The organism is Rhodococcus yunnanensis NBRC 103083 (assembly GCF_001895005.1).
GTDB lineage: Bacteria > Actinomycetota > Actinomycetes > Mycobacteriales > Mycobacteriaceae > Rhodococcoides > Rhodococcoides yunnanense.
The window spans coordinates 97734-120446 of the sequence record NZ_BCXH01000009.1; the positions used below are offsets into that span (position 1 = coordinate 97734).

A 22713-nucleotide genomic window follows, 5' to 3' on the forward strand; every position below is an offset into this window, starting at 1 on the left:
ACGGATGAAACTGCGTTCGAAATGAGGGACACTGTCCTCATGGTGAACGACGTCAAAGAGACCACTACTCCGGTCAAGTCCGCAGAACGCACCATTCACATCCTCGAGACCCTTGCCGCGTCCCCGACGCGCATGAGCCTCGGCGAGCTGCAGGAGGCGTGCAAGTACCCCAGATCGTCCTTGCACGCGCTCCTGCGCACCCTCAAGGAACTGCGGTGGATCGAGGCCGACGACTCGGGTTCGCGCTACGGCATCGGCACACACGCCCTGCTCACCGGCACGTCGTACCTCGACAAGGATTCCGTGGTCGGCCGAGCCGCTGCGGTACTGGAGGCACTGCGCTCCGACGTGCGCCACACCGTGCACTTCGCGCGGCGCGACGAGGACCAGGTCATCTACCTCGCGAGCCGTGGGTCCAAGCTCGAGGTCAGGCGCATGCACCGAGTCGGACGCAAGCTTCCCTGCCACGTCACCGCGCTCGGTCAGGCACTGCTCGCCGAACTCACCACCGACGAGGTCACCCAGCTACTCCCGAAACAGCTCGAGCGCTACACCGACAACACCATCGTCGACCGTGACGCACTGATCGTCGAGCTGGCCGAGGTTCGCAGGCGAGGATGGTCACTCGAGCAGGAACAGGGCACGCCGGGCGTGGTCTGCATCGCCACCGTGGTCCCCTACCGCATCCCGGCGTCCGATGCGCTCAGCGTCTCGATGCCTGCCGAGGTGGCGTCGTATCCCGGCGAGCTCGAGCGCATCGCAGGCGTCCTGGTCAAGCACGCCGACGCATGGGCCCGCGAGCTCAGGGCCGAGGGCGTGCGCTGAGGCCGGATATGTTCGCCGCGATGTCGGCAACCCGGCCGACGAACGTGTGATGGGTGACCCCGGACGAATGCGGGGTCATCAGGATGTTCGGAAGCTCTTCGAACGGAAGAGAACTCGGCTTCCCGACGCCGTCGGCACCGGGGTACCGATACCAGACGTCGACGGCAGCTGCCGCAATTGCCCTGTCGGACAACGCGTCGAACAGTGCCTGCTCCTGAACCAGAGGACCTCGTCCCACGTTGACGAGTACGCCGTCACGTCCGAGCCGGGCGAGCTCGTCGGCGCCGATCAGGCCGCGGGTGGCATCGTTCAACGGGGCCGATACGACGACGATGTCGGACCATTCCATCAGTTTTCCGAGATCTGCGGTATCGGAGTTCCATTCCAGACGGCCGTTCGCGGTGCCGCTGCCGGTCACCGCGGCGCCTACGCAGCCGAACGCCTCGAACAACGTCCACGCTCGCTGACCGATGTGTCCGAAGCCCACGAATCCGACGCGCGCGCCGCTCAGCGACAGCGGCTGAGGGATCGACGGGTCGTACACGGAGGTCGAGAACACACCCGCTCGTAGCGCACGGTCCTGCTCCAAGAACTTACGACGCAGCATGACGGTGGCCGAGACGATGTATTCGGCGATGGACTGCTCGTGGTGAAAGGTGGTGCGGACGAGAACCTCCGGCGCCAATCCGGTCCTGTCGACATTGTCCGTCCCGGCGCCTGCGACATGTACCATCCGCAGCCGCGGCGCCGCAGCACCCATCGCAGCGCTGAACTTACCGCCGACATAGACGTCGGCGTCGGACAATTCCTCGAGGACGCGGGCCTCGTCGAACGGGACGACCCACACCACTTCGGCGCCGACCGGCAACCCGCTCTCGAACTGCGCCCTGTGCGGCAGCACGTTTCGATCGCCGACGACAATCTTCATGGGCGCGACCTTCATCGCAGGAGGGCGGGGCGCTTGCTGTCGAATGCCCACCCGTCGATCAGGTACTGCATGCCGATCGAATCGTCTCGTGCACCGAGACCTTCACGCTGGTAGAGCTCGTGGGCTGCATCGACGCGCTCCCAGTCGAGTTCGACGCCGAGGCCCGGCTTGTCGGGGACCGTCAGGTAACCCCCCTCGATCTCGAACGGCTCCTTGGTCACTCGCTGACCGTCCTGCCAGATCCAGTGCGTGTCGATCGCGGTGATGTTTCCCGGTGCCGCGGCCGCGACGTGGGTGAACATCGCAAGCGATACGTCGAAGTGGTTGTTGGAGTGCGATCCCCACGTCAAACCCCAGGCGTCGCACAACTGCGCGACACGCACGGAACCGTTCATCGTCCAGAAGTGCGGGTCGGCGAGCGGGATGTCGACGGCTCCGGAGCGGATCGTGTGACCCATTTCCCGCCAGTCGGTGGCGATCATGTTGGTTGCCGTCGGCAACCCGGTGGCGCGCTTGAACTCCGACATGACCTCGCGGCCGGAGAAACCCCCTTCGGGGCCTACCGGATCCTCGGCGTAGGCGAGCACGTCACGCAGGCCGCGGCAAGTCTCGATCGCATCCTTCAGCAGCCATCCACCGTTGGGGTCCAACGTGATTCGTGCGTCCGGGAATCGCTCGGCCAGTGCGGTGACGGCTGCAGCCTCCTCGGCCGCAGGCAGTACCCCACCCTTGAGCTTGAAGTCCTCGAATCCGTAGCGCGCGTGCGCAGCTTCGGCGAGGCGTACGACGGCGTCGGGTGTCAGCGCTTCCTCGTGCCGCACCCGCAGCCACTCGTCGCCGCCCACCGCTTCGTCGGCGGAGGTTCGGTACGCGAGGTCCGTCTTACTCGCGTCGCCGACGAAGAACAGGTACCCGAGAGCTTGGACCTTCTCTCGCTGCTGGCCGTCGCCCAGCAGCGCCGCGACGGTGACGCCGAGGTGCTGTCCGAGCAGGTCGAGCAGTGCAGATTCGACGGCCGTGACGGCGTGCACCGCGATACGCAGGTCGAACGTCTGGGCGCCGCGTCCTCCCGAGTCCCGATCGGCGAAGGCCGAACGCATCGACGCAAGTACCGCGTTGTACGTGCCGATGCTCGCGCCCTCCACGAGAGTCCGTGCGTCCTCGAGGCAGCGACGGATCGGTTCGCCGCCCGGCACCTCTCCGACACCGACGCTGCCCTCCGAATCGGTGAGCACGACGAGGTTCCTCGTGAAGTACGGAGCATGTGCGCCACTGAGATTGAGCAACATGCCGTCGTGACCGGCGATCGGGATCACTCGCATCTCGGCGATGACGGGGGTGGCGTTCTGCGCGTTCATGGCTCGACCTTCTATCGGCGTGCTTCTACGGGCGGAGTGACTCGGCTCACGCCGAACTGTAGGCCCGGTCGTCGATTCGTGTCCAAGACCGTAAACGCATCGACCGATACCGCAACCGCATCGCCAGCGCCGCGATCACACGGTGCATCGATACCGATCGTGTATCAACAGCGCTGCTTATTGACTTGGACAAGTATCGATCGGCCTTCTACCGTGAGTAGCTATGAGTCAGGTCACGTCCACGGGGCGGACCGAGAACATCGCAGCACGAGAACAGGAGTCATCCATGACGGCATCGTTGACGCAGTCCACCGAACTCACCGGCAAGATGATCATCGCCGGACAGGCAGTGCAGGGTTCGGGAACCGCGGTTCACGGAATCGATCCGAGCACCGGGGACTCGCTCGAACCTACCTACCACCACGGCGACCTCGGCCACGTCGACGCAGCCACTGCCGCTGCCGCCGCCGCGTTCGACGACTACCGGTCCACCTCCTCCGAGACCCGCGCGCAGTTCCTCGACGCCATCGCCGACAACATCACAGCCCTCGGTGAGACGCTCATCGCGCGGGCTGTCGCAGAGTCGGGACTGCCCGTCGGTCGCATCACCGGCGAGGTCGGCCGCACCACCGGACAGCTTCGTCTCTTCGCATCGGTCCTGCGCGAGGGCAGCTGGAACGGCGCGCGCATCGACCCGGCGCTCCCCGATCGTGCTCCTGTGCCCCGCGCCGACATCCGCCAGCGCAAGGTCGCACTCGGACCGGTCGTCGTCTTCGGCGCCAGCAACTTTCCGCTCGCCTTCTCCGTCGCCGGCGGCGACACCGCATCCGCACTCGCTGCCGGCTGCCCCGTCATCGTCAAGGCGCACGACGCCCACCCCGGTACGTCCGAACTGGTCGGTCGCGCCATTGCCGACGCCGTGGCCTCCACCGGGATGCCGTCGGGAACGTTCTCACTGCTCTACGGCTCCGGCCGGTCTCTCGGCACCGCACTCGTCACCGACCCACGCGTCAAGGCAGTCGGCTTCACCGGTTCACGCTCGGGCGGTACCGCTCTCGTCGCGGCAGCGGCAGGACGACGCGAACCCATTCCGGTGTACGCCGAGATGAGTTCCATCAACCCGGTCTTCGTCCTCGACAACGCACTGGGCACCCGCGGCGCGGAACTGGGCCGCGCGTTCGTGGCATCGCTGACTCTCGGTTCCGGGCAGTTCTGCACCAACCCCGGCCTCGTCATCGCTGTCGACGGCCCAGGCCTCGACTCGTTCGTGGCCGCCGCACAAGCAGCGGTGTCCGAGACGGCACCGACGACGATGCTGACCCCGAACATCGCCGCGAGCTACGCCAGCGGCGTGCAGGAACTCGCCGCGTCCGCTACCGAAATTGCCCGAGGCACCGAGTCCGACGCGCCGAACGCATGCCGCGCCGCACTTTTCGTCACCGATGCCGACAATTTCGTCACCTCGGAGATCGAGCAACAAGAGGTGTTCGGCGCCTCGAGCCTCATCGTCAAGTGCACCGATGCACAGCAGGTTCGCGACGTGGCAGCGCTGCTGGAAGGCCAGCTCACCGCGACCATTCACGTCGACGACGCCGACCACCCCGAAGCAGCCGCGTTGCTGTCGGTCCTCGAACTCAAAGCCGGACGCATCCTGTTCGACGGGTGGCCCACCGGCGTCGAGGTCGGTCACGCGATGGTCCACGGCGGACCGTTCCCCGCCACCTCCGATTCACGTACCACCTCCGTCGGATCCCTTGCGATCGAACGGTTCCTCCGCCCCGTTGCGTACCAGGACGTCCCGGCTGCCCTGCTTCCCAGTGCACTTGCCGACGGAAATCCCGACAAGATCTGGCGCCGCATCGACGGCCACCTCACCCAAGACTGACATCCCTTCGAAACCCTCAGGAGACATCACATGCTCGACGGAGTCCTTTTCTTCCCAGTCACCCCGTTCACCGAGACCGGTGAGGTCGACTACGACCTGCTGGCCGCACACGTCGCCAAGGGCGTCGACGCAGGCCCCGGCGGAGTGTTCATCGCCTGCGGCACAGGTGAATTCCACGCACTCGACCTGGAAGAGTTCGGCAAGATCGTCCGCACGGCAGTCGACGTCATCGCCGGCCGCGTTCCCGTCTACGCCGGCGCAGGCGGATCGGTGGCACAGGCCAAGGCGTTCGCGCGCAGCGCGAAAGCGAACGGTGCCGACGGCATCCTGCTGCTTCCGCCGTACCTCGTCACGATGCCGCAGGCCGGACTCGTCAGTTACACCAAGGCCGTCGCCGACGCCACCGATCTGCCGGTCATCGTCTACAACCGGGGCAACGCTCGATTCACCGAGGCGTCCGCCGTCGAGGTGGCCCAGTTCCCCACCGTCGTCGGATTCAAGGACGGCACAGGCGATCTCGATCAGGTCGGCCGCATCGTGCGGGCCGTGTTGGATGCGCTGGAGCCGTCGGGCAAGCCTTTCCAGTTCTTCAACGGTCTTCCCACCGCCGAGGTGTCGCAGCAGGCGTACAAGGCCATCGGCGTCACCCTGTACTCCTCGGCGACGTTCGCGTTCGCGCCGGAGTTGGCCCTCGCCTTCTACCAGTCGCTCGAGAGCGGTAACGACAAGCTCACTGCCGCATTGCTTCGCGAGTTCTTCCACCCCCTCGTGCGCTTGCGCGACCAGGTTCCCGGGTACGCGGTTGCCCTCATCAAGGCAGGTGTCACCCTGGAAGGCATCGAGGCAGGACCGGTCCGCCCGCCGCTGATCGACATCAGCACCCAGCATCTCGCCGAACTGACCGCGATCGTCGCTGCCGGGCGCGCTGTACTCGCGGACGAGCTCGCGGTGCATTGATGTCCGAGACCATCCGCATCACCGGAGTTCGGATCACCCCGGTGGCATTCGTCGATCCACCGCTGCTCAACACGGTCGGTGTGCATCAGCCGTACGCGTTGCGGGCGATCATCCAGCTCGATACCGACGCCGGCATCGTCGGCCTCGGTGAAACCTATGCCGATACTGCGCACCTCGCACGCCTCGACGCTGCCGCAGAAGCCATCACCGGTCTCGATGTGTTCGCACTCAACGCTATTCGTGCGGCCATCGACACACAGTTGGCATCGTCGACCATCACCGGCGGTGACGGTGTCGCCGGCATGATCACCACGGCGAGTACGACCGATCGGGTCCTCTCACCGTTCGAGGTCGCGTGCCTCGACGTGCAGGGCAAGGCACTCGGGCGTCCGGTGTCGGATCTGCTCGGCGGAAAGGTCAGAGACGCAGTCCCGTTCAGCGCCTACCTGTTCTACAAGTGGGCAGCTCACCCGGGCCAGGAGCCGGACGAGTGGGGCGAGGCGGTCGATCCCGACGGTCTCGTCCGGCAGGCGCAGAAGATGATCGGCGAGTACGGGTTCGGAGCCATCAAGGTCAAGGGCGGTGTCTTCCCACCCGACGAGGAGATCGCCGGGATCAAGGCGCTGCGCACGGCTTTCCCCGATCTTCCGCTCAGACTGGATCCGAACGCGGCCTGGACCGTCGACACCTCCATCAGGGTGGCGTCGGAGCTCGACGGCATCGTCGAGTACCTCGAGGATCCGACACCGGGGCTCGACGGCATGGCCGAGGTCGCGCGCGAGGCGAAGATGCCTCTTGCGACCAACATGTGCGTCGTCGCGTTCGATCAGCTCAAGCCTGCAGTGCTGAAGGACTCGGTGCAGGTCGTGCTGTCGGATCATCACTACTGGGGCGGACTGCAGCGTTCACGCCTGCTCGCCGGTGTCTGCGACAACTTCGATCTCGGCCTGTCGATGCATTCGAACAGCCATCTCGGGATCAGCTTGGCGGCCATGGTGCATCTCGCAGGCGCGACGCCGAATCTGACGTACGCGTGCGACACGCATTGGCCGTGGAAGAACGAGGACGTGATCGTGCCCGGCGTGCTGAACGTCGTGGACGGAGCGGTCGCGGTTCCCACCGGTCCGGGTCTGGGCATCGAGATCGACGAGGACGCACTCGCGGCGCTGCACCAGCAGTACCTCGACTGCGGCATCCGTGACCGTGACGACACCGGGTACATGAAGAGCATCGACCCGACGTTCGAGAACACCTGCCCTCGCTGGTGACGGCTGGGTGAGGAACCTGCACACAGGCAGCGCCGGCCGATTCGTATCGGACGGCGCTGTTTGTGCGTTACCTTGATACTCGATCCAGTCGAAAAGCGTCTGCGACGATTCAAGGAGTGGATGAGTTGTTTTCGCTCAACCGTCTGACATGCTTCATCGCCGTCGCGGAGGAGCTTCACTTCGGTCGAGCGGCCGAACGGCTCCACATGACACAGCCCCCGCTGAGTCGGCAGATCCAGCAGCTGGAGAACGAAGTCGGCGTGCAACTCATCGACCGCACCAGCAGGTCGGTCACACTCACCGCGGCAGGCGTCGCGTTCCTGCCCGACGCCAGGCGCATCCTCAATCTCGCCGAGGGTGCCGTCCTGACGGTCCGACGCGTACCCACCGGCGATCTGGGGACGGTCGTCGTCGGATTCACCGGGGCGTCGGCGCATGCGGTGCTGCGTCCGCTGCTCGAGAAGGCACGCGAGGAGCTTCCCGACGTCAAGATCGTGTTGCGCGAGATGGTGTCGGCCGTGCAGATGGAATCGCTCGCCATCGGGGACCTCGATCTCGGTCTGGCGCGTCCTCCGCTGAAGCGGCCGGGTATCGCCTCGCGGCCGGTGTTGCACGAAGCCCTCGTCGCGGCACTGCCTGCATCGCATCCGCTGGCCGACCGCGACCAGCTGACCGTGGAGGACTTCGACGATCAGCCGATCATCATGTATTCACCCGTCGATGCACGCTATTTTCACGAGCTGCTGATCAGTACGTTCACCATCGTCGGTGTCACACCGCGGTACGTGCAGTACGTGACGCAGGTGCACACGATGCTGGTGCTGGTGCGCTCCGGGATCGGTACAGCGCTGGTACCCGAGTCCGCCAGAACGATGCAGCCGGAGGGCGTGGTGTTCCGGCCCGTCGACACCACCCCGAAGCGTCCGGTGGAACTGCATGCCGCCTGGCGTCCCGACAACGACAATCCTGCGTTGCACCGCTTCATGTCCGACGTCCTACCCGCGCGCGAGTGGAACTGACACTCAGTCGAGGCAGAACTCGTTGCCCTCGATGTCCTGCATGACGATGCAGGATTCGTCGACGCCGTCGGCGCGCATCACGCGGACCTCGACCGCGCCGAGTGCGACGAGCCGAGCGGATTCGGCTTCCAGCACGGCCAACCGCTCGTCGCCCGCCAGTCCGGTACCCACACGGACGTCGACGTGCACCCGGTTCTTGACCACTTTGCCCTCCGGGACGCGCTGGAAGTACAGCCGCGGTCCCACCCCCGCCGGATCGACGCATGCGGACGTGCCCTGCATGACGTATCCGAGTATCTCGCACCAGAATCGAGCGAGACGCTCTGGTTCTTCGCAGTCGAAGGTTACCTGGATCTGCTTGACCGACGGCATCGATCCATTCTAACGGGATAGTGTTCGGTGATCGACTGTCGACGCGTAAACGCAAACAGCTCTATCGCGACCGCTGGTGCGCATGCCCAGGGTCGGCCATAGTGCCTCCACGATTGCTGAATCACGTCCTTCCGACTGGGAATGTGGATCGTCACCAAGTCGCGTTGCTATCAGATTGTATCCGGGTGTGTCAGGTCAGAACTAATAGAGGGGCATACGATGCGCAGGCCCGCGATGCGATCGTCACACCGATCGCCAGGCTCAACCAATCCATCAGCCCCGAAGCGATCGACTACATCGTCGCAGCAAGTGATGGATACCCGTACTTTCTTCAGGTGTTCGGTCACGAGCTCTGGCAAGCAGCCCAACAGTCCCCGTTCACCCTCGCCGACGCCGTGGACGCCGTGGAAACCGGTCACGCCTCACTCGATTCCGGCTTCTACAGCTCGAGGTGGCTGCGCGCCACCGAAGCCGAAAAGCGGTACCTGGTTGCCATTGCACGCAGCGGAACCGACACCCCTCGGACGGCAGCCCTTGCCGAGGTCCTCGGATCGAACCCGCAATCGATGGCGCCGCACCGCGACTCATGCATCCGCAAAGGCCTGATCTGGTCTCCCTCACGCGGACTAGTTGCCTTCACCGTCCCGGGAATGGCCGACTTTATCCGCCGTCAACCCAACGCCCCCATCGTCTGACCCGAAAAGCATTTAACCTTGGGTCAAACTATTTCGGCAGGCCCACCGGCGGTTTGACTGCCACGACGGGGCTCTGCGATTCGAGAATGACGCGCTGAGAGATACTGCCCATCAGCAGCTTTCCGACGGGCGAGCGGCGCCGGATGCCGATGACGACGAGGTCGGTTCCCTCCGCGTAGGACAGGTCGATGAGATTGTCGGCGTGCGATCGGCCCTTCTCGTTGTCGTGGACCGTCACTGCGACCCCGGCGGCGTCGGATTCGTCGCGGGCGGATTCGATCGTCGCGCCGAATCCTTCCTCGGACGCCGAATCCTCCTCCGCGACAATGATCAAGTCCGTTCCGCGCTGGAGAGCTTCACCGAACGCGAACGGTAGTGCGCCCTTGCCTTCGGCGGTCGGCGAGTAGCCGACGACGACGGTCATCGTGTCACCGGCGTGATGAGGCTGCCGTCGGCGAGGAACCGGTCGAGATTCTCGAGCGTCAACGCTTCCATCGCGGCCCGCGTTTCGACCGTGCCGCTGCCCACGTGGGGCAGCAGAACGACGTTGTCCAGTGTCGTGAGCGCGGCCGGCACCGAGGGCTCGTGGGCGAACACGTCGAGCCCCGCTCCTGCCAGTCCGCCGCCTGCGAGCAATTCCACCAACGCCTCCTCGTCCACGACGCTTCCGCGTGCCACGTTGATCAGGTAACCCTGCGGACCGAGCGCGTCCAGTACCTCACGATCGACGAGGTGCCGAGTGCCCGACCCGCCGGACGCTGCGACGATCAGAATGTCGACGCCGCCTGCGAGTGCAGCCGCCGTCGGGAAGTACGTGTACGGAGAATCCGCGATCTCGTTGCGGTTGTGGTAGCTGATGGGGCAACGGAATCCGCTGAGCCGGTCGGCGATCGCCGTTCCGATTCGGCCCAGACCGATGATGCCCACGCGCTTGCCGGTGACCTGGCGTGTCAACGGCGTATTGCCTTCGCTGATCCAGCGCCCCTCGCGCACGTAGCGATCGGAGAACGACACCTGCCGCAGCGCATCGATGACCAGTCCGACGGCGAGGTCGGCCACACAGTCCGTCAGAACATCCGGAGTGTTGCTCACACCGATGCCACGTTCACGTGCCGCGTCGACGTCCGTCGCGTCGTATCCGACGCCGAAGTGGACGATGGCGCCGAGGTTGGGCAGCCCGGCGATCAGTTCGGCGTCGACGCCGGTCCGTCCCGAGGTGACCGCTGCGGTGATCGACTCACCGTGGAGCGCGAGGAAACCGGTTCGCTCGTCTCCGTCCGGGAGAACCAGGGCGTCGTAGTCACCTGCGAGGGTGTCCATCAACGACGGCTTCAGCGGCCCGACTCTGAGCACTCGACCGGTGCGCGCCGAATTCCGTTGCGCCCCATCGGTTTTTTCCGAACCAACCGTTGTCATTGCCCAGCTCCTCGCCGTCGTCGATACCGCCCATGACCTGTCCACAGGTTTCGATCCTGCGTGCGCGTCTTCCGTTACGTTATTCCGGTCGACAAATACCTGTCCAACACGGAAATAACATGGATTGATACTCAAACAGCATCATAGAGCCATTTCTGAGGGCATGGGTAACCTAAGGAAAAGGTGTCCCACCAGGTCAGACGCATGAGACTGTGATCCACATCGCGTGAATGAGCGTCGTGTGACGCACCAAACTCCCTGCATACGGCCCCGCGGCGTGTTGACGAACGATTTCCCCCACTCCTACCGTGTGTCTACCGTCACAGGTGCGGCTACGGCCACCACAGCAGACGCACATCACTTCCCCCTTGGAGGACCCCATGAGCCCTGCACGTGCAGTGCAGCAGGGACGGACCACGCGCGCCGCGGTCATCACCGCTGCCGCCCTTAGCTTTTCGATGATCGCCAGTGGATGCTCGGTGGCGAACTCCGGCAGCGGAACTGCCGCCAGTGCCGACACGCTCCGCATCGTTCTGCAGGAAGAGCCACCCACCCTCGAAGCATGCGACGTCTCGCTGACGTCCGTCGGCGTCGTGACTCGGTCCAACATCACCGAGCCGTTGATGGAACGGAACCCGAGCGAGGGCACACTCGAACCGAAGCTTGCCGACTCCTGGACTCAGGTCTCGGACCGCGAGTGGACGTTCCAGTTGCACCCCGGAGTGACGTTCAGCGACGGCAGCCCGTTCGAAGCGGAGGACGCAGCACATTCGATCGAGCGAGCGGTCAACTCCGACCTCGGGTGCAATGTCGAAGGCTACGTCTTCGGTGATGCCGACCTGACGGTCCGCATCGTCGATCCGCTCACGATCAGTGTGGCCGCGCCGGCCCCGGACCCCATCCTGCCGTTGAAGCTGTCCTTCATCGAGATGGTGCCGAGGACCTACAGCATGACCGAGCGCGTCCGCGAACCGATCGGTACGGGACCGTTCGCGATCGACTACTGGGACTACGGTCAGCGACTGTCCCTCGTCCGCAACGACACCTACTGGGGAGACGAGCCCGACTACGCCCGCGCCACCTACCAGTGGCGAAGCGAAGGCAGCGTGCGCGCCTCGATGGTGGCGAACGGGGAGGCCGAGCTCGCGACGTCCCTCGGACCGGAGGACGGCGCAGGCGACCTCGGCGTCTCGTACCCCAACAACGAGACCACCGCGGTGCGAATCCAGCTGGAGGAGCCGCCGCTCGACGACATCCGCGTACGCCAGGCGATCAACTACTCCATCAATCGTGACGGAATCGTCGACGCCCTGTTCCAGGGACTCGGAACGCCTGCGGCACAACTCATCTCCGACGGCGTGATCGGCTACAACGACGAGATGACGCCGTGGCCGTACGACCCGCAGAAGGCACAGGAACTGATCGACGAGGCCCGTGCCGACGGCGTCCCGGTGGACGCTCCGATCAGGCTCATCGGACGGACCGGGCAGTTCCCCAAGGTCAACGAGACGCTCGAGGTCGTCCAGTACGCCCTGTCCCAGCTGGGGATGAACGTCTCCATCGAGATGACGGACTCGGCGGGCACTGCCGAGTACCAGGAACGCCCGTTCCCGAAGGTCGGGCCGTACCTGCTCGTCATCCAGCACGGCAACCAGGCCGGTGACGCAGCGTTCACCGCCGATCAGTACCTGAAGAGCGACGGTTTCCAGAGCGCAGGCGGTACACCCGAGTTCGACAAGCGTGTCGACGAGGCCGCAGTGCTGACCGGCGATGCCCGGCAGGAAGCCTACGCTCAGCTGTTCGCCGACGAGCCCAAGGAAATCATGCAGATGGCCTTCATCGCCCACATGGAAGGTGTTCTGGCGAAGTCGGATTCGGTCAACTACACACCCAACTCCGCAACCGTCGACGAGATGCACCTCGCAGCGATGACCCGCGCCGACGCACCCGAAACGGACTGAGGCCCAACATGTTCAGATTCCTCCGCCGCCGGATCTACACCAGCCTCGTGCCGCTGATCGTCGTCCTGCTCGGCGTGTTCTTCCTGGCCCGGCTCACCGGTGACCCGACCAGCCTCTACCTTCCCGAATCCGCCACGCAGGCACAGCGAGAAGCATTCCGGGCCACCAACGGCCTCGACCAGCCTCTCCTGACGCAGCTCTGGGATTACCTCAAAGGCGTCGTACAGCTCGACTTCGGCGATTCACTGAGAACCGGGGAAGCAGCGTCGACGATGGCTCTTCGAGCCTTCCCGGCGACCCTGCAGCTGGCGTTCATGACGATGTTCCTGGCGATCCTGGGCGCCGTCGTCATCGGCTGCTGGGCTGCGTACCGCCCCAACTCGTTGGCGGACCGCATCTCGAGTCTGCTGTCCATGACAGCTGCGAGCATCCCCGACTTCTGGTTCGCCATCATGGGGGTCTGGGTCTTCGCCGTCACCTTCGGCGTTCTGCCGACCTCCGGAACCGGCGCCGGGGCACTGTCGTGGGTCCTCCCGATCGCCACGCTGCTCATCCGGCCGCTCGGCGTGCTGACGCAGGTGGTCCGCGGCGCCATGGTCGCGGCCTTGTCGGCGCCCTACGTCCGGCTGGCACGAAGCAAGGGTGCCAGCGACGTTCGGGTCGTGACGCACCACGCGCTTCGCAACGCCGCCGCACCGGCATTGACCGTCGCGGGCGACCTGATGGTCGGTCTGGTCAACGGCGCCGTCGTCGTCGAGGCGATCTTCGGTTGGCCCGGAATCGGCAAGCTCATGATCGACGCGATTCTCCAACGCGACTTCGCGGTGCTCCAGGCCGCGGTCCTGTTGACCGCAGTGAGCATCTTCGTACTCAACATCGCCATCGACGCCTGCTACGCACTGCTCGACGCCCGTGTTCGCGACAAGGCGAAGGTCTAGGAGGCCACCATGTCACTCGATTTCGAAGCACCGAAAACCTCGGAGCCGGAGGAAGTCCCGGCGGAGCAGCCCGCTGTGGTCAGGAAGAGCTCGGCACCGCTGTGGCGACTGCTTCTGCGTGATCGGGTCGCCACCGTCGCCGCCGGGATTCTCGTCCTGGTGTTCCTGACGGCGATCTTCGGGCCGATGCTCGTCGGCGATGCCGCAAGCGAACAGGATCTGAACCAGTCCAACCTCGCTCCGTTCAACCTGGACACCGGGTGGATGAACGTGCTCGGCACCGATCCGCTCGGGCGCAGCATGCTGGCCCGGCTGGTCGTCGCATGCCAGACCACACTGTCGGTGGCGATCCCGGCGGTCATTCTGTCGGCCATCGTCGGTTCGATCATCGGCATGTGGGCCGGCTACCACCGCGGCTGGCGTGAAACCTCGGCGATGCGCGTTGCCGACGTCATCATGAGCTTCCCGTCGCTGCTGATGGCCGTCGTCGTGCTGTACGTCTTCTCCCCGAGCGCCGCGAACATCGTTCTCGTTCTTGCCATCACACGTATCCCGATCTACCTCCGCACCGCCCGAGCTGAGTCCGCCGAACTGCAGAGCCGTCTGTTCGTCGACGCCGCCCGAACGTTCGGAGCATCGAGCGGGGCCGTGATACGACGACATGTCGCGCCGATCCTGCTGCCCACCCTGCTCACCGTGGCGACACTCGACTTCTGCTTCGTCATGCTGGCCGAGTCGTCACTGAGCTTCCTGGGCATCGGAATTCAGCCACCCGACGTCAGTTGGGGCCTGATGGTCGCGCAGGGACGTACCTACCTGCAGACCGCATGGTGGCTCTCGTTCTTCCCCGGTCTTGCCATCGTCGTGACCACCGTCTCGGCCACCGTGCTCGCCGCGTGGGCGCGCATCGCCACCGACCCGGCCCAGCGGTGGCGCCTGACCGTGCCTCGCTCGGCCAAGTCCCGTCTCCTCCCCGTCCGAAAGGTCGTCTCATGAGTGCACCTGCAGTCACACGCCCGGACACAGACCGTGTCGCCATGGAGGTACGTGACCTGACGGTCGATCTGCGGACGCCGTCGGGCGTCATCCGCGCGGTCGATCACGTGAGCTTCAGTGCTCGACGCGGCGAAACACTGGCTCTCCTCGGTGAATCCGGTTGCGGGAAGTCGATGACGGCACAGGCCGTCGTCGGCCTCCTCGAGCCGATCGCCGACATCACCGACGGGTCCGTCGAACTCGGGGACGTGGACCTCGTCACCGCCAAGAACAAGGTACGACGCCATATCGCGGCCACCGAATTGGCGATCGTCTTCCAGGACGCACTGACCGCGCTGAATCCGGTGTACACCGTCGGCACCCAGCTGGCCGAGCCGTTCCGCATCCACCGCGGAATGAGCGCGAAAGCGGCACGCAAAGAAGCGATCTCGCTGATGGAACGCGTCGGGATCCCACAGCCGGAGTCACGTGCGGATTCCTATCCACACCAGTTCTCCGGCGGTATGCGCCAGCGTCTGCTGATCGCCATGGCCGTCGCGCTCAGCCCGTCGGTGCTCCTCGCCGACGAGCCGACCACCGCACTCGACGTGACCGTCCAAGCGCAGATCATGACGTTGCTGCGTGGGCTTCGAGAAGAGCACGACATGGCCGTCGTACTCATCACCCACGATCTCGCTCTCGTCGCCGAGGAAGCCGACCGCGTCGCGGTCATGTACGCGGGCAACGTCGTCGAGACCGGCCTCGTGTCGGAGGTGTTCGCCGATCCCCGGCATCCGTACACCAAGGGTTTGCTCGACTCCGTGCCGAAGCACGCCGTGCGCGGCGAGGATCTCAAATCCATCGGCGGCACCCCGCCGGATCTTCATTCCATCCCCGACGGCTGCGTCTACCAGGCCCGCTGCCCGCTGGCCCGCGACATCTGCGTCGTACAGCGCCCGAAGCTCGAACCCGCAGGAGAAGGCCGATTCTCCGCGTGCCACTTTGCGAACGAGGTGTCCCATGCATGACAACACACGAGCCGATCAGCTACTCACCGTCCGCGGTCTGAACAAGACGTTCAAGGTCGGCGGCGGGAACCTGCGTGCGCTCGACGCGATCGATCTGGACCTGCGACGCGGCGAGACTCTCGGTTTGGTCGGCGAATCCGGGTGCGGCAAATCGACTCTCGCACGCACACTCATGATGCTCGAGCGTCCGGATTCAGGCACCGTCGACTTCGACGGCGTCGATCCGTTCGCGCTGCGGGGCAAGGACCTTCTCGGATTTCGCCGACGCGTACAGATGGTGTTCCAGGATCCGTACGGCTCGTTGAACTCCCGGATGAACGCAGGGGACATCATCAGCGAACCCTGGCGAACACACAAGAGCCTGTACAAGACTCGCCGCGACCGCTCCGCTCGCGTTCGGGAACTCCTGCATCTGGTCGGACTTCGTCCCAGTGACGAGAACAGGTTCCCGCAGGAGTTCTCCGGCGGGCAGCGTCAGCGTCTGGGCATCGCACGTGCACTTGCCCTCAACCCCGACGTCATCATCTGCGACGAGCCCGTCTCCGCGCTGGACCTGTCGGTGCAGGCGCAGGTGCTCAACCTGCTGAACGACCTGCAGAAGCAACTGGGCATCTCGTACGTCTTCATTTCGCACGACCTGTCCGTGGTGCGCCACGTCGCGGACCGGGTCGCAGTGATGTATCTGGGTCGGATCGTCGAATCCGGTGCTACCGAAGCCGTGTTCGAGCGGCCGAGCCATCCGTACTCCGCCGCCCTGATGTCTGCAGCACCCAAGCTGGACGCCGAATCACGCGGTGAGCGCATCCTGTTGAAGGGCGAGGTGCCCTCCCCGCTCAATCCGCCGTCGGGGTGCCGGTTCCGTACCCGCTGCTGGAAGGCGACCGATCTGTGCGCCTCGGAGGCCCCGCCTGTGGCGTTCGACCGAGCCGAAGCCGATCACATGGCCGAGTGCCACTACCCGCTCGTCGCGAACGACCTGGGGTTAGTCGCTGCCGGATCGTGATCGGCGACTTGACGGTTGCTGACTTCGCCATCGTCGCGTTCGCGATCTTCTTCGCCTCGTGCATGCAAGCGTCGATCGGATTCGGGATGGGGATGCTCGCGGCCCCGATCGTCGCGATCGTCGATCCAGGGCTGGTCCCGGGAACACTGATCATGCTCGCGCTGCTGGTCAGCACCATGGTGCTCGTACGCGAAGGGTCTGCGCTGGACCTGTCGGGTGCGAGTTGGGCGCTGGCGGGCCGCATACCGGGAACCATTCTCGGAGCGCTCCTGCTGGTGGCTCTACCGGAACGTGGACTCGCGCTGATGCTGGCGCTCGTTGTGCTGCTCGGTATCGCCTTGACCTCGTTCGGCTGGATTCCACTGCCGCACAGGCGGAATCTGATGATGGCGGGCGCGGCATCGGGCCTGCTGGCGACCGCGACGTCGATCGGCGGTCCCCCGATGGCACTGGTGTGGCAGCGCAACACCGGTGCGAAGCTGCGCAGCACCATGAGCGCGTTCTTCCTCGTCGGCTCGATCATGTCGCTCGCCGCTCTGACCGCGGCAGGTGCAGTCGATCGTCACACCGCATGGTTGTTCGTTCTGCTGGCGCCTGCGACGATTCTCGGGTATGTGTTGTCGCGCTTCGTCAACCGCATCATGGACCGGCGCAGGCTCAGGCTGACCGCCATCACGGTGTCCACCATCGGCGCCGTCGTCCTGGTGGTGCAGCAGCTCGTCTCGCTCTAGATGCCCCTGCTCCGGATACCCCAGCTCTAGATACCCCTGCTCTAGATACCTTCCGTGAGATCACGCACCTCGGCGTACCGTTCGCGGATCGCCGGGGTGGAATCTGCCTCGTAGGTACGCATCGGCGCCGACGCCCACTGCGGTGGCTCGGCAGTCTGTGCCAATGCCCAGGCCGCCTGCCGAGCTGCCCCGTCGGCGACGTACTCCCCCGGCTCGGGAACGACGACGGGCACGCCGAGGATTGCCGGTGCCAGCTCCCTCAAGGCCGCCGACTTGGCGCCGCCGCCGATCAGCAGTACTCGCCGAGTCTCGATACCTGCCGCTCGGAGCGCGTCGATACCGTCGGCCAGCCCGCACAGAAGGCCTTCCACGGCCGCGCGGGCGAGATGCCCCGGCGTCGAATTACCCAGCCGCAGTCCATGGATCGCACCGGAGGCATCGGGTCTGTTCGGGGTGCGCTCACCTTCGAGATACGGCACGAGGACCAGCCCCTCGCTGGGAGTGGACAGCGCCAACCTCGACAGTTCGGCGTGGTCGACACCGAGCAACGACGCGGTGGCGTCGAGCACACGGGCGGCGTTGAGCGTGCACACGAGCGGCAGCTGTCGGCCGGTGGCGTCGGCGAATCCGGCGATGATGCCCGACGCGTCGGCTGCCGCGACGTCGGTGACCGCGGAGACCACACCCGACGTGCCGACCGAGACCACGACGTCGCCGACGCCTGCGGCGAGACCGAGCGCGGCAGCAGCGTTGTCCCCGGTCCCGGGCGCGATGATCGCACCCGACGCCGTCGTTCCGATGCGCTCGTACGGATCCGCGACGCGAGGAAGTCGCGGCGTGCGCCCTCGCATCCCCAGTTCGAGCAAGTCCTTGCGGTAGCTGTTCGTGCTCGCCGCGAAATAGCCGGTGCCGCTGGCGTCCCCGCGGTCGGTCGCCAGCGAACCGAGTTCTCTCGCGCCGCCGAGCTGCCAGCTGATCCAGTCATGCGGAAGGCACACTGCTGCAGTGCGATCCGCGTTGCCGGGTTCGTTGTCCGCCAGCCACCGAAGCTTGGTGACGGTGATCGACGCCAGGGGCACCACACCCACCGCATCCGCCCACGCGGCGCTCCCACCGAGGTCGTCGATCAGGTCGGTCGCTGCGCGCGCCGAGCGTGTGTCGTTCCACAGCAACGCCGGACGAATCACATCGCCCCGCTCGTCCAGGCAGATCATCCCGTGCTGTTGGGCACCGACGGACACTGCAGCGACGTCGTCGAGACCGCCGGCGTCGGCGATCGCGGTGTCGAGCGCCGATGTCCATGCCGCTGGATCGACCTCGGTGCCGTCCGGGTGCCCGGCCCGCCCACTACGCACCAGCTCACCCGAATCCGCATCGCGGACAAACACTTTGCACGATTGTGTGGACGAATCGATACCTGCAACGAGAGCCAAGAGCTTCATCCTTCCAGCGCAGCGGTTGCCTGCAGTCGACTGTACCGCCCGCCGCGGGCGCATTCTGTGTGCATCCGCGCCGGTGGAAATGACAGGTCGCACTCCGCTACCTTCGTGGACATGCGCGACACCGAGGACTCCGACGCCTTTCGCCTCGCCGTGGCGAAGGAGGCACTCGACCTGTTCTCGGTGAAGGGATACGACGCGACTTCGGTCGACGACATCGCCGACGCCGCGGGCATCTCGCGTCGTACATTCTTTCGGCAGTTCCGCGGCAAGGACGACGTCATCTTCGCCGACCACGAGATTCTGCTCGCCCAGGCCGCGGAGTTCCTCGCGGCCGAGCACCCGGATCCGTGGGTAGCGGTGTGCGACGCCGCGCAGCTCGTCTTCGACCGGTTCTCCGGCTGGAAGGAGTACGCGCGGCTTCGCTACCAGGTGGTACACGTGAATCCAGCCCTCCGCGACCGCGAAATCGTGACGGTCTTCCGGTACGAGCGCCTGTTCGTCGACTACCTCCGCGCGGCAATTCCGGAGCACTCCCACCTCGAGACCATCCAGTTCTGCGCAACGGTCACCGCAACGCACAACTACGTCCTACGACGCATGATCCGCGACGGCGTGAACACCGCACCGTCCGACTTGAAGGAAGCTCTGGCCAGGGTGCGCGCAGCGTTCGACCCGGCGTCCTCCTCGTCCTCCGACGAGGTCGTCGTCGCCGTCTTCCCACGCGGGGCGTCCCGACAAGCCATCGCCGACGCGTTGGGCGAGCATCTGTCGCCCTGATTCCCCCTGCTTGAATGAACCCTTCAAGCCATCAGATCGTATGAATGCACCATTCAAGCGATGACTGGCCGCGCCCGCTGGCACCCAGTGCCACCCTTCCTTGTCTCGATGGTGAGCTGCCTGTAACCTGGCAGGATGCGTGGCACTGAGTGCCGCACCATCTCGTCGACACTGTAGGAGAGTGGCACCCATGGCCGGAAACCCTGATTTCGATCTCTTTCGCTTACCCGAGGAGCACGACGAGCTGCGTGCAGCCATCCGCGGCCTCGCCGAGAAGGAAATCGCCCCGTACGCCAAGGAGGTCGACGAGGACTCGCGTTTCCCCCAGGAAGCACTGACCGCGCTCAACAACTCCGGGTTCAACGCCATCCACGTTCCCGAGGAGTACGACGGCCAGGGCGCCGATTCGGTCGCGACGTGCATCGTCATCGAGGAAGTCGCGCGTGTGTGCGGATCGTCCTCGCTGATCCCGGCCGTCAACAAGCTCGGCACGATGGGCCTGATCCTCAACGGCTCCGAGGAACTCAAGAAGCAGGTCCTTCCCTCGCTGGCGGGTGGCGCGATGGCGTCGTATGCACTGTCCGAGCGCGAAGCAGGGTCCGACGCCGCCAGCATGCGCACCCGCGCCGCTGCCGACGGTGACGACTGGATCCTCAACGGCTCCAAGTGTTGGATCACCAACGGCGGCAAGTCCGACTGGTACACCGTCATGGCCGTCACCGATTCCGACAAGGGCGCCAACGGCATCAGCTCGTTCATCGTGCACAAAGACGACGAGGGATTCGTCGTCGGGCCGAAGGAGAAGAAGCTCGGTATCAAGGGCTCCCCGACGGCCGAGCTGTACTTCGAGAACTGCAGGATTCCCGGCGATCGCATCATCGGCGAGCCCGGCACCGGCTTCAAGACCGCACTGCAGACGCTCGATCACACTCGCCCCACCATCGGCGCTCAGGCCGTCGGTCTCGCGCAGGGTGCACTCGACGCGGCAATCGAATACACCAAGGACCGCAAGCAATTCGGGCAGTCCATCTCGAGCTTCCAGGCTGTGCAGTTCATGCTCGCCGACATGGCGATGAAGGTCGAAGCCGCACGCCTGATGGTCTACACCTCGGCAGCGCGCGCCGAGCGCGGGGAGAAGAACCTCGGGTTCATCTCCGCGGCGGCGAAGTGCTTCGCATCCGACGTCGCGATGGAGGTCGCCACCGACGCCGTTCAGCTTTTCGGTGGCGCCGGCTACACCACCGACTTCCCCGTCGAGCGCATGATGCGCGACGCCAAGATCACGCAGATCTACGAGGGCACCAACCAGATTCAGCGCGTCGTCATGTCCCGGGCGCTGCTGAAATGAGCGGCGCTGTCGGATCGAACGCAATCGAACTCGTCGGTGTCATCGGCGGCGGTACGATGGGTGCCGGAATCGCCGAAGTAGCAGCACGCGCAGGCTCCTCCGTCATCGTGTTGGAAACCAGCCAGGCTGCTGCCGATGCTGCCGAAGCGCGGCTGGACAAATCGTTCGCCCGCGCGGTCAAGTCCGGGCGTATCGAAGCCGACGCGGCCGAAAAGGCACGCGCGGCAATCACTCTGACGCTCGACATCAACGACTTCGCCGATCGCGACCTCGTCGTCGAGGCTGCGCCGGAGATCGAATCGCTCAAGCTCGACCTGTTCGGCAAGCTCGATGCCATCGTCAAGCCCGAGGGCATTCTGGCAACCAACACGTCGTCGATTCCGGTCATCAAGATGGCCAACGCAACTGCGCGTCCCGGCAAGGTCGTCGGCGTGCACTTCTTCAACCCGGTGCCGGTACTGCCGCTGGTGGAGATCGTCGTCAGCCTCGTCACCGACGAGGACACCGTCGCCGCCGTGACGGAGTACGCCGGAAACACACTGGGCAAGAAGACCATTCGCTCGGGTGACCGCGCAGGCTTCATCGTCAACGCTCTTCTGATCCCGTACCTCGTCTCGGCGATCCGGATGTTCGAGTCCGGCTTCGCGAGCGCCGAGGACATCGACGAGGGCATGGTCAACGGCTGCGCCCACCCGATGGGGCCGCTGCGTCTGACCGACACCGTCGGGCTGGATGTGACATTGGCGGTGGCCGAGTCGCTGTACGCCGAGTTCGGCGAACCGCACTACGCACCGCCGCCGCTGCTGCGCCGCAAGGTCGAAGCCGGCCAACTCGGCCGCAAGACGGGTCAGGGTTTCTACACGTACTGACTGTGACGCACCGACCTTTGCTCACCGCTTGACTGTCACACGCTAACTATCTGTTCGTATGAATGGGCCATTCAAGCGGTGAGCGCGCACGGCCGGCGAAGCCGCACCAGGAGCGGATCAACTAGTCCTTCGGGCCACCGGCTGCATAGACGACCTGGCCCGAGATGAAGCTTGCACCCTCGCTGACGAAGAAGGAGGCGAGGTGTGCGATGTCGTCCGGGTTTCCGACGCGATTGACCGGAATCTGCGACGCGGCAGCGGCTTTGAAGTCCTCGAACGAGACGCCGACGCGTTCTGCTGTCGCCGCGGTCATCTCGGTCTCGATGAATCCGGGTGCGATGGCGTTGGCCGTGACGCCGAACTTGCCTAGCTCGATGGCGAGGGTCTTGGTGAATCCCTGCATGCCTGCCTTGGCTGCCGAGTAGTTCGCCTGCCCACGGTTGCCGAGTGCAGAGGTACTCGACAGGTTGACGATGCGTCCCCACTTGGCGTCGATCATGTGCTTCTGGATCGCCCGTGTCATCAGGAAGGATCCGCGCAGGTGAACTCCGAGCACGGAGTCCCAATCCTCCACGGTCATCTTGAACAGCAGGTTGTCGCGGGTGATGCCTGCGTTGTTGATCAGGACCGTCGGCGCACCGAACTCGGATGCGATCCGGTCGACGGCGCTCTGAACCGATGCTTCGTCGGCGACGTTCGCGCCGATGGCGACGGCCTGGCCACCTGCAGCCTGGATGGCGCCGACGGTGTCCGCACACGCGGCCTCGTCGAGGTCGACGACGGCAACCCCGAATCCGTCCTTGGCCAGGCGTTTGGCGACGGCGGCCCCGATTCCGCGGGCACTTCCGGTCACTACGGCAGTCTTGATCTGATCACTCACGTGCATCTCCTGAAGTTGCGATCGATGAGAACCTCTTC

At 65.2% G+C, this 22713-nt stretch carries 22 protein-coding genes; 15 read left to right on the forward strand and 7 right to left on the reverse strand.

The annotated features are described in order from the left end of the window. Positions 1–21: 21 nt before the first annotated feature. Positions 22–825, forward strand: coding sequence for an IclR family transcriptional regulator (locus RY1_RS15960; protein WP_174565396.1), 804 nt, complete (start codon positions 22–24; stop codon positions 823–825). On the opposite strand, the gene RY1_RS15965 is transcribed toward RY1_RS15960, so the two are convergent. Both RY1_RS15965 and RY1_RS15970 read right to left on the reverse strand, forming a co-directional pair. Continuing rightward, complete coding sequence (locus tag RY1_RS15965; RefSeq protein WP_139279875.1) at positions 803–1753, reverse strand: 2-hydroxyacid dehydrogenase; 951 nt, start codon at positions 1751–1753, stop codon at positions 803–805. The genes RY1_RS15960 and RY1_RS15965 overlap by 23 nt on opposite strands. 11 nt (positions 1754–1764) lie before the next feature. After that, positions 1765–3111 carry an enolase C-terminal domain-like protein gene (locus RY1_RS15970; RefSeq protein ID WP_072804743.1) on the reverse strand — a complete coding sequence of 449 codons (1347 nt, stop codon included), beginning with the start codon at positions 3109–3111 and terminating at the stop codon, positions 1765–1767. A 286-nt stretch (positions 3112–3397) separates the two neighbouring features. Here RY1_RS15970 and RY1_RS15975 point away from each other — a divergent pair, with 286 nt between their 5' ends. The 4 genes from RY1_RS15975 to RY1_RS15990 all read left to right on the forward strand — a co-directional run bounded on the left by RY1_RS15975 (position 3398) and on the right by RY1_RS15990 (position 8240). After that, complete coding sequence (locus RY1_RS15975) at positions 3398–4996, forward strand: aldehyde dehydrogenase (NADP(+)) (RefSeq protein WP_072804907.1); 1599 nt, start codon at positions 3398–3400, stop codon at positions 4994–4996. 30 nt (positions 4997–5026) lie between these two features. Then, positions 5027–5953 carry a 5-dehydro-4-deoxyglucarate dehydratase gene (locus RY1_RS15980; RefSeq protein WP_072804745.1) on the forward strand — a complete coding sequence of 309 codons (927 nt, stop codon included), beginning with the start codon at positions 5027–5029 and terminating at the stop codon, positions 5951–5953. Further along, positions 5953–7221, forward strand: a complete 1269-nt coding sequence (locus tag RY1_RS15985) for a glucarate dehydratase family protein (RefSeq protein ID WP_072804747.1) — start codon at positions 5953–5955, stop codon at positions 7219–7221. The genes RY1_RS15980 and RY1_RS15985 overlap by 1 nt, the downstream gene beginning before the upstream one ends. 125 nt (positions 7222–7346) lie before the next feature. Beyond that, positions 7347–8240: a LysR family transcriptional regulator gene (locus tag RY1_RS15990; protein ID WP_072804909.1), complete on the forward strand. Its 894-nt coding sequence runs from the start codon at positions 7347–7349 to the stop codon at positions 8238–8240. 3 nt (positions 8241–8243) lie between these two features. Here RY1_RS15990 and RY1_RS15995 read toward each other — a convergent pair whose 3' ends face one another. Continuing rightward, entirely contained in the window at positions 8244–8612 is a 369-nt protein-coding gene (locus RY1_RS15995) for a VOC family protein (protein WP_072804748.1), read from the reverse strand. A gap of 185 nt (positions 8613–8797) precedes the next feature. Here RY1_RS15995 and RY1_RS16000 point away from each other — a divergent pair, with 185 nt between their 5' ends. Continuing rightward, positions 8798–9307, forward strand: coding sequence for a DUF8462 domain-containing protein (locus RY1_RS16000; RefSeq protein ID WP_174565397.1), 510 nt, complete (start codon positions 8798–8800; stop codon positions 9305–9307). A gap of 28 nt (positions 9308–9335) precedes the next feature. Here the strand turns inward: RY1_RS16000 and RY1_RS16005 are convergent, their stop codons facing one another. Continuing rightward, entirely contained in the window at positions 9336–9731 is a 396-nt protein-coding gene (locus tag RY1_RS16005; protein WP_072804750.1) for a universal stress protein, read from the reverse strand. Continuing rightward, a complete protein-coding gene (locus RY1_RS16010) occupies positions 9728–10723 on the reverse strand; it encodes a 2-hydroxyacid dehydrogenase (protein ID WP_174565398.1) in 996 nt (331 codons plus the stop codon). The genes RY1_RS16005 and RY1_RS16010 overlap by 4 nt, the downstream gene beginning before the upstream one ends. Before the next feature lie 380 nt (positions 10724–11103). On the opposite strand from RY1_RS16010, the gene RY1_RS16015 reads away from it, so the two are divergent. From RY1_RS16015 to RY1_RS16040, 6 genes are read left to right on the forward strand one after another with little or no spacing between them, the layout of a single operon-like run. Continuing rightward, positions 11104–12684, forward strand: a complete 1581-nt coding sequence (locus RY1_RS16015) for an ABC transporter substrate-binding protein (RefSeq protein WP_072804753.1) — start codon at positions 11104–11106, stop codon at positions 12682–12684. Positions 12685–12692: 8 nt separating this feature from the next. Next, positions 12693–13622, forward strand: coding sequence for an ABC transporter permease (locus RY1_RS16020; RefSeq protein WP_072804755.1), 930 nt, complete (start codon positions 12693–12695; stop codon positions 13620–13622). Between the two features lie 9 nt (positions 13623–13631). Continuing rightward, on the forward strand, positions 13632–14618 hold the full coding sequence (locus RY1_RS16025; RefSeq protein WP_072804757.1) for an ABC transporter permease: 987 nt from the start codon (positions 13632–13634) through the stop codon (positions 14616–14618). After that, positions 14615–15625 carry an ABC transporter ATP-binding protein gene (locus tag RY1_RS16030; protein ID WP_072804759.1) on the forward strand — a complete coding sequence of 337 codons (1011 nt, stop codon included), beginning with the start codon at positions 14615–14617 and terminating at the stop codon, positions 15623–15625. The genes RY1_RS16025 and RY1_RS16030 overlap by 4 nt, the downstream gene beginning before the upstream one ends. Next, positions 15618–16628 carry an ABC transporter ATP-binding protein gene (locus RY1_RS16035; RefSeq protein ID WP_072804761.1) on the forward strand — a complete coding sequence of 337 codons (1011 nt, stop codon included), beginning with the start codon at positions 15618–15620 and terminating at the stop codon, positions 16626–16628. The genes RY1_RS16030 and RY1_RS16035 overlap by 8 nt, the downstream gene beginning before the upstream one ends. An 8-nt stretch (positions 16629–16636) precedes the next feature. Continuing rightward, positions 16637–17359: a sulfite exporter TauE/SafE family protein gene (locus RY1_RS16040; RefSeq protein ID WP_072804912.1), complete on the forward strand. Its 723-nt coding sequence runs from the start codon at positions 16637–16639 to the stop codon at positions 17357–17359. A gap of 41 nt (positions 17360–17400) precedes the next feature. Here RY1_RS16040 and RY1_RS16045 read toward each other — a convergent pair whose 3' ends face one another. After that, on the reverse strand, positions 17401–18792 hold the full coding sequence (locus tag RY1_RS16045) for an FGGY family carbohydrate kinase (protein ID WP_072804914.1): 1392 nt from the start codon (positions 18790–18792) through the stop codon (positions 17401–17403). Between the two features lie 120 nt (positions 18793–18912). Between RY1_RS16045 and RY1_RS16050 the strand changes: the two genes are divergently transcribed. The 3 genes from RY1_RS16050 (at position 18913) to RY1_RS16060 (ending at position 21795) form a co-directional block, all read left to right on the forward strand. Further along, positions 18913–19578: a TetR family transcriptional regulator gene (locus tag RY1_RS16050; protein ID WP_072804763.1), complete on the forward strand. Its 666-nt coding sequence runs from the start codon at positions 18913–18915 to the stop codon at positions 19576–19578. A 190-nt stretch (positions 19579–19768) separates the two neighbouring features. After that, positions 19769–20926 (forward strand): acyl-CoA dehydrogenase, encoded by a 1158-nt coding sequence (locus tag RY1_RS16055; protein WP_072804765.1) that lies wholly within the window; start codon positions 19769–19771, stop codon positions 20924–20926. Between the two features lie 23 nt (positions 20927–20949). Then, a complete protein-coding gene (locus RY1_RS16060) occupies positions 20950–21795 on the forward strand; it encodes a 3-hydroxybutyryl-CoA dehydrogenase (protein WP_072804916.1) in 846 nt (281 codons plus the stop codon). A 121-nt stretch (positions 21796–21916) separates the two neighbouring features. Here RY1_RS16060 and fabG read toward each other — a convergent pair whose 3' ends face one another. Further along, on the reverse strand, positions 21917–22675 hold the full coding sequence (gene fabG, locus RY1_RS16065) for a 3-oxoacyl-ACP reductase FabG (RefSeq protein ID WP_072804918.1): 759 nt from the start codon (positions 22673–22675) through the stop codon (positions 21917–21919). Positions 22676–22713 lie beyond the last annotated feature (38 nt).

Coding starts and splice junctions, on each gene's coding strand:
- RY1_RS15975 (WP_072804907.1), top strand. CDS start 3,398: ATGACGGCATCGTTGACGCAGTCCACCGAACTCACCGGCAAGATGATC.
- RY1_RS15960 (WP_174565396.1), top strand. CDS start 22: ATGAGGGACACTGTCCTCATGGTGAACGACGTCAAAGAGACCACTACT.
- RY1_RS16010 (WP_174565398.1), bottom strand. CDS start 10,723: ATGACAACGGTTGGTTCGGAAAAAACCGATGGGGCGCAACGGAATTCG.
- RY1_RS15980 (WP_072804745.1), top strand. CDS start 5,027: ATGCTCGACGGAGTCCTTTTCTTCCCAGTCACCCCGTTCACCGAGACC.
- RY1_RS16055 (WP_072804765.1), top strand. CDS start 19,769: ATGGCCGGAAACCCTGATTTCGATCTCTTTCGCTTACCCGAGGAGCAC.
- RY1_RS16050 (WP_072804763.1), top strand. CDS start 18,913: ATGCGCGACACCGAGGACTCCGACGCCTTTCGCCTCGCCGTGGCGAAG.
- RY1_RS15965 (WP_139279875.1), bottom strand. CDS start 1,753: ATGAAGATTGTCGTCGGCGATCGAAACGTGCTGCCGCACAGGGCGCAG.
- RY1_RS16020 (WP_072804755.1), top strand. CDS start 12,693: ATGTTCAGATTCCTCCGCCGCCGGATCTACACCAGCCTCGTGCCGCTG.
- RY1_RS16005 (WP_072804750.1), bottom strand. CDS start 9,731: ATGACCGTCGTCGTCGGCTACTCGCCGACCGCCGAAGGCAAGGGCGCA.
- RY1_RS16015 (WP_072804753.1), top strand. CDS start 11,104: ATGAGCCCTGCACGTGCAGTGCAGCAGGGACGGACCACGCGCGCCGCG.
- RY1_RS15985 (WP_072804747.1), top strand. CDS start 5,953: ATGTCCGAGACCATCCGCATCACCGGAGTTCGGATCACCCCGGTGGCA.
- RY1_RS15970 (WP_072804743.1), bottom strand. CDS start 3,111: ATGAACGCGCAGAACGCCACCCCCGTCATCGCCGAGATGCGAGTGATC.
- RY1_RS16035 (WP_072804761.1), top strand. CDS start 15,618: ATGCATGACAACACACGAGCCGATCAGCTACTCACCGTCCGCGGTCTG.
- RY1_RS16025 (WP_072804757.1), top strand. CDS start 13,632: ATGTCACTCGATTTCGAAGCACCGAAAACCTCGGAGCCGGAGGAAGTC.
- RY1_RS15995 (WP_072804748.1), bottom strand. CDS start 8,612: ATGCCGTCGGTCAAGCAGATCCAGGTAACCTTCGACTGCGAAGAACCA.
- RY1_RS16030 (WP_072804759.1), top strand. CDS start 14,615: ATGAGTGCACCTGCAGTCACACGCCCGGACACAGACCGTGTCGCCATG.